Consider the following 6512-nt stretch of genomic DNA (forward strand, 5'->3'; position numbering starts at 1 on the left):
CTTTTTCGTTCTCCATCTCCATCTAATCGTCTTAGTATGGATAGTGTTCTTGCTCGTGAAACATCTAGATCTGCATCAAGCCTTGGATTGTCTTTTGTGATGGTTCCGTCTGATAATTTTTTTTAATAAAACTTTTAAGTTTTTATCAATTAATAATTCTGCTATTTTGTCAATATAATCTCGTAAAGCTTCTTCTCGCAAATTAGTAGCTGCTATTTCTTTTTCAACTTCAGCTTGCTCCTCGGTCTTTTTTTGTTGCTGTTGTTGAAACTGAAATAAGACTACTGGAATAGCGATGACACCAGCTAAACCCAACCAATCCCAAAGAGTTTTGCCAGATTGGAAGTGGGTAATACGCTTAGTTACTGTAAGTTTTCCGTTCTGTAAAGTTTCTTCTACAGTTTTACTTGTGTCTTCTCCAAAGCCAGTCCAGTCAGCCCAATACCAGTTAGGAGAAAGATAAAGAAATATAGCAAAAGCTAAAAAAAGAGTAACAGAGCCTGACAAAAGCCAAGTCCAATGATCTTTCAACCGATTCATGGATAGTTATTACAGAAGAGATCAGTATATTCTCCCTTGTATTCTTTACAGGGATGGAGTTGTCATCGCTCAATCATCTGTTCCTGGATGGTCTGCTCATCCCCCTGCCCAAAGGGATTAAAAAATGATTGGCTGGAACTCAAGGTTAGGTTGGAGGATTCTCTTCTAGATATCGGAGTGCGTAAGGATCACCAACTTTAACCTTGCAGTTAACAATACGACCATCCAGAAATTTCACCAGCAATCTATTAGCGTTTGGAGGAGTTAGATAATAACTGGCATTTCGGTCAAAAATCCCCTCAATCATTTGCGTCCCCTCCCAGTTAAGAACTTGAATATGGGTAATATGGTGAGTCTTCTCTTTTGCCACTATCCAATCACCCGTCTGATTTTTGGCAAGTAATTCAAGTAAATTGTCTTTTGTCCGTACTTGAAGAATAAGTTTAGGCATGATGTGTTGACTGACCCCAACAAGGAGAGCAACCAAGAATCTAGCAAATCGACACTAGAACCGCTAGGGTATTGGTCTTGTGTGGGAGTGGAGTTGTCGGCTCTCAATCATCTGCTATTAGATGGCTAGCTGTTATCCCTACCGAGTGGAGTGAAAGCATGATTGAAGGGCAACTGAGGGAGTAGCTGCCGTTTTTCCTTAGTGAAGGATTGCAGATAATTAGGATAGGCAAACCTGGACTAGAACCAGAATTTGTCCGCTTGCTGAAGTCAACCTAACAGAGTTTTGTGATGGGTAATTACGATCTGAATGATGAAGATGTGCTGTCTTTATCACCGAATTTGCCATTTTTGGGTACAACAACCACATTTAAGGTTGACCAAATGAAAGCAGCCCTTATACAGCAATTTATAACCTTGACAAGTAACAACCACACGGCAAGGAGGTGGTTAGAGGAGGGATTTAGCTGTGAGCTTCTAAGTACCACACAGGGACGTGGCTGGAGAAAGGGAAAAATCCGCTTGCGGCTGGAGATTGAACTTGAACCGGAGCCGGAGCCAGAACCGGAACCTGTAAACACCGACCCAAATTCACTCGACTCGTTAAGATCAGAGCTTTATCCGAATCAGTAGCCTAGTCCGGATGCAAATTTCCTTGATGATTTAAGAAAGGATATTAGCCCCGAACAGTAGAAGGATGCTGTTTGCGGTAACTCCTATTAAAGCAAACCCCCATATAACCCCTAATCATGATGAATGATTCATTGGCTTAGGGTTGTATGGGGGTATTTTTTGTTGATGCTGGCGAGAAAGAAAATTCACAACATTCTCACTCTGACTATTCCGATTCAATAAAGCCAGAGCATTCTTTAGTTGGTCTATTTCAGATTGCATCCTATTTGTATTCTCTACCTGCATCAAATAGCTAGTCTCTAATTCAGCAATCCTTTTCTTTTGCTCGTTAATGGTCTGGTCAGAATTTACAGCATGATTTATCCAAAGCTGTCGCTCACTATCAATAATTTGACTCTGAGATAGTGATTGATTAAGTAGGTTCATCACTTCATCTATAACTCCCTTCCAAATACTCTCATCTATCCCGTTAGAACGTTCCAAAGTATCCTCAGATTCCTCACCATAAGGGTTACAGACTTTATCCAGGTATTCCTGTGATTCTAGGCTATCTAAAAACTTATCTATCTTTGCACCATCATTGCTTTGACAAAACTTGTCTAGTTTATCCAGTAGTTCTACCTGTCCTGAAGTTAAATAACAAGTCCTACCTCTTTTATAGGTTTTAATCTTTAGCTTACTTATTCGGTAAGAGAGAGTTGACTTTGATATGCCATATCTAGCAGGTAAAACCGATTGCTCGATATATTCCTCTACCCCTTTAGGACGTTCTAGAGGATTGCTTAATACCTTCTCGGACGTTTCAAGATTTGCTGAGACATTTACCTGATTCATAGGTTTAAAAATAATTACCTTAACTATGTTTTATCGCATAAAGATGAGGAAGCTTTACTAGGTAAACCAGAAAACCCTTAATCCGTCACGAGTTTCAGGGGTTTTCTCAAGGGATGTTTCTGGTATGCCTTTCTATCCTACCCAACAACAGGTTACACAAATTATCTAACAAGTTATTGACATTACATAACTAGTTCGGTAATATATAACTAGTTGCAAAAGGGAATTAACCACAAATGTCCAAAGCACTACAGGACAAAATAAAGGAGCTATTTGAGGCAACCAAAGATCTCATGAGCTTTGAAGAAATTAAGCCTCACTGCGAGATCTTCAATCAGTGGGTATACGCAAATACCAGTTACAGCACCAAATCTCTAGGAACTAAGTTAAGCACTTACGGCTTCTACAAATTCTTTAAAGAATTGAAATTAGTGCAAGGTAAAAATGCTGACACGATTCCCATACACGATAAAGATGGGAATGTAAAAGGACATCAGTTAAGACACTACGCAGTGTTGCTCTGTGGCTTAGACAGTAATGAGTGGAATCAAAGGAATGAGACAACACGAGTAATTGAGCGATTAGGGAATGATCAGGAGTTAGACCCAGATACCTATCTGGAAGTAACAGGACAATTACTCGAAAGCTCAGACCCCCATGAGTTAGCAGTTGGTTTAGTTGCTGCCACTGGCAGAAGACCTCATGAGATACTAGCTCGTGCCAAATTTGTCCCTATTGAAGGTCAACCCTATCAGGTTCAGTTTGAAGGTCAAGGGAAAAAGAGGGATGAGAAGCCAGTATTCCCGATCGCTACTCTCTATCCGGCTGAGTACATCATCAAATGTCTTTCCCGCTTGCGTAGAGAAGCCAGTACAAAAGCGCTACTGAGTGAGGTTACTAAGGAATTCCCAAATGATCTAGTTGCTCAAAATCAAGCCATTGATAGCCGTAGGAACGGGTCATTGAATCGGGTTGTACGTGAAAGGTTTGGCAATCAAGATGATGGGGTTCCTATCCTAGCTTTCCGCAATGGTGAGGAGCAAGGCAACTGTAAAGCTCTAAGAGCCGCTTATGCTGCATTAGCTACCCAGAGAGATTGTGAGCGCTCAGTGGGTTCCAAGATGCTCCATTATGCGCGTCTATTAGGTCACTTTGTTAGTGAGAACCCGACTGATAAAGAGTTACAAGGGGTAGCAACCAGTTTAGGCTATGCCGATTACTTCACAACTAAACCCGTACCTTTCCCCACGGCTCCAGAGAAGGAGAAAACTACCTCCATCAGAATCAATGAGTTTGATCTAGAGCCGCTCAAAAAATTACAGAAAGACTGGGAAGCTCCTAATCAGCAAAGCGTTATCAGTCATCTCATTGAGTCTCAAGAGAAACTGGCTGATTTAGGAAAGCAGTTACTAGAAGCCAAAGCAAAGATTAACCAATTAGAGAAGGAGAAAGAGGAAATGTTACAGGCTCAAGCCCAAAACCAACAAATTACGGTTAATAGGTTTGAACTGGAAGCAATGATTGATCAGATGGTTACAGAGAAGGTACAGCAAGCACTCACAAATCTTCCAGCTAGTCAGGCAGTCAATCAACCTCGTGAGAGCAAGCCGACTATTCAGGCACCTGCTAAACCTCAAGAGGTGATTGATTGGGCTGGAATGTCTAATGCTGATTTGTGGGTGACTAAGGTTAAGGGAGCAAGTGAAGAGAAGATACGCCGCAGTTATGAGGCGATTACTCTCTACAACAGTACTGTGGCAACTGGTGATGATGATCGTCTCGCAATCACTAATCAAGCCTTAAGAGAATTGTCTGGAGTCAATGGGCTGTTAGTCGGGGAATGGATTAAAGCTCATGCTGATGAGGTGATTAGCCACAATAGCAAGTATGGAATGCAGAATGCTAAAGACCCGTCTAAGACTGAGACTTACTATAATAAGCGTCATGGTGCTGAGAAGATTAGCAAAATTCTAGGCTTGGTCAATGATCAGTTCTTGGATGGTGAGGCTCTAAAGTCTCAGCAAAGCAAACAGTAGAGCAAGCTGAGTAATTAACTGGTTAAATATATTCTTGATATAGCTAACCAGTTAAGGCTTGATATTTAGCTATCACTAGAAACTGATTTATTGATTTGAGGTTGCAAAGCTACAAATATTGGGAGAAAACTCAGGGTAAGCGAGTTGTCCATCCCGTATAGAGCAGAGCGGAATTGCTGCGTTGAATTTCTCTCCAGTTTCTGTATTTAAAATCTGTACAAGTTCAACAACACCTACCGCTCGACCACCCCGATTGCTTGCAAACTCTGTGTCGTCTGGAGATGGTATACGATAGGTTCGGCGTATGGGAGAGAGTCTCCGGACAAGCTTAAACTTCTCATCATCGCTGGTTGTCCTTCGAGTAACCGTTCTTTTACGCCCAAATTCATTCGGGAACCTTTCTGGAGAACTTGTTGAAGGTCTGATTAGGTCAAGGTTTGTAATGATGGGAAGTTGGGGAACAATTTGATAATCAGTGCCATCCTCTGTATAGGGTGGTAATGATTGTGAAAATGCTGGCTGAGTAATACCAGACGCTAGAAGCGTAAGCCCAGCACCGGATAGAAGTTTTTTTGCTTCTGATTTAGGCAAGGAATATTTAAGTGTCATGTGTCACGCGATCTACAGGTTATTCTCAAATACCAAGCACATTTTGTTTATCCGGTAATTAGTTTGGCAGAGGAAAGACATCAGTGCTGCGTACTTTAGTTAGTGAGCCTTCTTCAGAATGTCCTACTGCTGAATTGAATCCGCCAACTACCCCCAATGACAATTTGGCACCTCCTTGGGATGTTGATGCATGGGCAACATTCGTCTGGGATTGGTTCTAGACTCCTATACCAGTTTGCTAACCCTGGAAAACAAAGGTAAAAATCAAGCCCTCTTTCGTGAGGGTTTTTTCATGTCTATCATTGGCTTATTCGCAATAGAGTACTTACTTATTGAGAACTATTTGCATAGTTTCTTGCAGCACCTACCCCCCCCTTTTTTCAAAAAAGGGGGGTAGGTGCTGCATACTGTTTCCCTTAACCATGCGGGTTTAAGCTTTGTGGGTATGTATATTGGTACTACCACTCCCATTCAAGACTTCTTATTGCAATTGATAATGACAACGTTTATATTTGCCAACCGTCCCACCAAACTTTTTAGGTATTCGATGCGATAGAGATAACTACCCTCACACGGCTGGCAAGCGGGAATCCTACCAGACCCCACGAGAATGAACCGTGAGACGCGATAGAGGGCTGTAAGGTAGGATTCCATGCCCCAACTGTTACAGCGCAATTTAGAGGGAGTTGAGAGAATGCGATCGCCCATAAGCCATAACACCTCAAACCTCACAGATAGGGGTTACTGCGCTACTCCCTCACTGCCACCTATCCGCCTCATCAAGCCGTGATAAGGGTTAGTCTGGTAGGATTCCACGGGCAAACGGCTAAAGCGCAAATTTGAGGGAGATGAGCGCATCACTGCGATCGCGCTCAAGCTTGTCTCTACCCAGTAAGGCTTAAAGTTATACCTAACTGGTTAGCGGTCAATAATGCCTAAATTTGCCTCCATTTAGGCACTCAATTGGATGAGTGTTTGGGATGCTCAGGTTGGAGAGAGTCACTGGGAGCTAGCGCGGGTGCGATCGCAGTGACTTAACATCTGGTTAAATCAAGGTAACTAGTTACACGTATCTGGTTATAACTACTTGCATTCGTTTACCTAACCAGTTATAATATAAAAGTAACAAGTTAAGGAAACTGCCTGACAATGAATAACAAGTTAAGGGAGTACCAAAAACGACTTTTTCAACTAATGGCTGAAACCTATGTAAATCGAGCATTCAGACAGATAACTACAGACAGGTTAGGAGAATCAAGATTAACTAGTTAGGAAAGTACAATAACTTGTGAGATAACCAGATACAAGATAGAACAAGTTAAGGGATAATAGAATAACTGGTTAGGAGCGCAGTAACTAACCAGTTATGTCTGTTAATTTAAATTAACAGACATAACTGGTTAGTTACTG

Annotated in this window: 8 protein-coding genes; 4 read left to right on the forward strand and 4 right to left on the reverse strand. The window is 41.7% G+C overall.

Annotated elements, in window-relative coordinates; all coding sequences use genetic code 11:
• Positions 1–75 precede the first annotated feature (75 nt).
• A complete protein-coding gene (locus tag H6F98_RS01180) occupies positions 76–540 on the reverse strand; it encodes a hypothetical protein (RefSeq protein ID WP_192216843.1) in 465 nt (154 codons plus the stop codon).
• A 145-nt stretch (positions 541–685) separates the two neighbouring features.
• Positions 686–991, reverse strand: coding sequence for a hypothetical protein (locus H6F98_RS01185; RefSeq protein WP_192216844.1), 306 nt, complete (start codon positions 989–991; stop codon positions 686–688).
• Positions 992–1281: 290 nt separating this feature from the next.
• On the opposite strand from H6F98_RS01185, the gene H6F98_RS01190 reads away from it, so the two are divergent.
• A complete protein-coding gene (locus tag H6F98_RS01190) occupies positions 1282–1623 on the forward strand; it encodes a KGK domain-containing protein (protein ID WP_242058258.1) in 342 nt (113 codons plus the stop codon).
• Between the two features lie 114 nt (positions 1624–1737).
• On the opposite strand, the gene H6F98_RS01195 is transcribed toward H6F98_RS01190, so the two are convergent.
• On the reverse strand, positions 1738–2457 hold the full coding sequence (locus tag H6F98_RS01195; protein ID WP_192216845.1) for a hypothetical protein: 720 nt from the start codon (positions 2455–2457) through the stop codon (positions 1738–1740).
• Between the two features lie 236 nt (positions 2458–2693).
• Here H6F98_RS01195 and H6F98_RS01200 point away from each other — a divergent pair, with 236 nt between their 5' ends.
• A complete protein-coding gene (locus tag H6F98_RS01200; protein WP_192216846.1) occupies positions 2694–4493 on the forward strand; it encodes a protelomerase family protein in 1800 nt (599 codons plus the stop codon).
• 87 nt (positions 4494–4580) lie between these two features.
• Here H6F98_RS01200 and H6F98_RS01205 read toward each other — a convergent pair whose 3' ends face one another.
• Positions 4581–5102: a hypothetical protein gene (locus H6F98_RS01205; RefSeq protein WP_192216847.1), complete on the reverse strand. Its 522-nt coding sequence runs from the start codon at positions 5100–5102 to the stop codon at positions 4581–4583.
• Between the two features lie 83 nt (positions 5103–5185).
• Here H6F98_RS01205 and H6F98_RS01210 point away from each other — a divergent pair, with 83 nt between their 5' ends.
• Together H6F98_RS01210 and H6F98_RS01215 are read left to right on the forward strand one after the other, a co-directional pair.
• Entirely contained in the window at positions 5186–5323 is a 138-nt protein-coding gene (locus H6F98_RS01210; RefSeq protein WP_192216848.1) for a hypothetical protein, read from the forward strand.
• 431 nt (positions 5324–5754) lie between these two features.
• Complete coding sequence (locus tag H6F98_RS01215) at positions 5755–5892, forward strand: hypothetical protein (RefSeq protein WP_192216849.1); 138 nt, start codon at positions 5755–5757, stop codon at positions 5890–5892.
• The last annotated feature ends 620 nt before the right edge of the window (positions 5893–6512 follow it).

This window comes from Microcoleus sp. FACHB-SPT15 (genome assembly GCF_014849525.1).
Taxonomy (GTDB): domain Bacteria; phylum Cyanobacteriota; class Cyanobacteriia; order Cyanobacteriales; family Coleofasciculaceae; genus Symplocastrum; species Symplocastrum torsivum.

Excerpts from the sequence above, each read along its gene's own strand:
- H6F98_RS01180 (WP_192216843.1), bottom strand. The coding sequence starts at position 540 with ATGAATCGGTTGAAAGATCATTGGACTTGGCTTTTGTCAGGCTCTGTT.
- H6F98_RS01185 (WP_192216844.1), bottom strand. The coding sequence starts at position 991 with ATGCCTAAACTTATTCTTCAAGTACGGACAAAAGACAATTTACTTGAA.
- H6F98_RS01190 (WP_242058258.1), top strand. The coding sequence starts at position 1,282 with ATGGGTAATTACGATCTGAATGATGAAGATGTGCTGTCTTTATCACCG.
- H6F98_RS01195 (WP_192216845.1), bottom strand. The coding sequence starts at position 2,457 with ATGAATCAGGTAAATGTCTCAGCAAATCTTGAAACGTCCGAGAAGGTA.
- H6F98_RS01200 (WP_192216846.1), top strand. The coding sequence starts at position 2,694 with ATGTCCAAAGCACTACAGGACAAAATAAAGGAGCTATTTGAGGCAACC.
- H6F98_RS01205 (WP_192216847.1), bottom strand. The coding sequence starts at position 5,102 with ATGACACTTAAATATTCCTTGCCTAAATCAGAAGCAAAAAAACTTCTA.
- H6F98_RS01215 (WP_192216849.1), top strand. The coding sequence starts at position 5,755 with ATGCCCCAACTGTTACAGCGCAATTTAGAGGGAGTTGAGAGAATGCGA.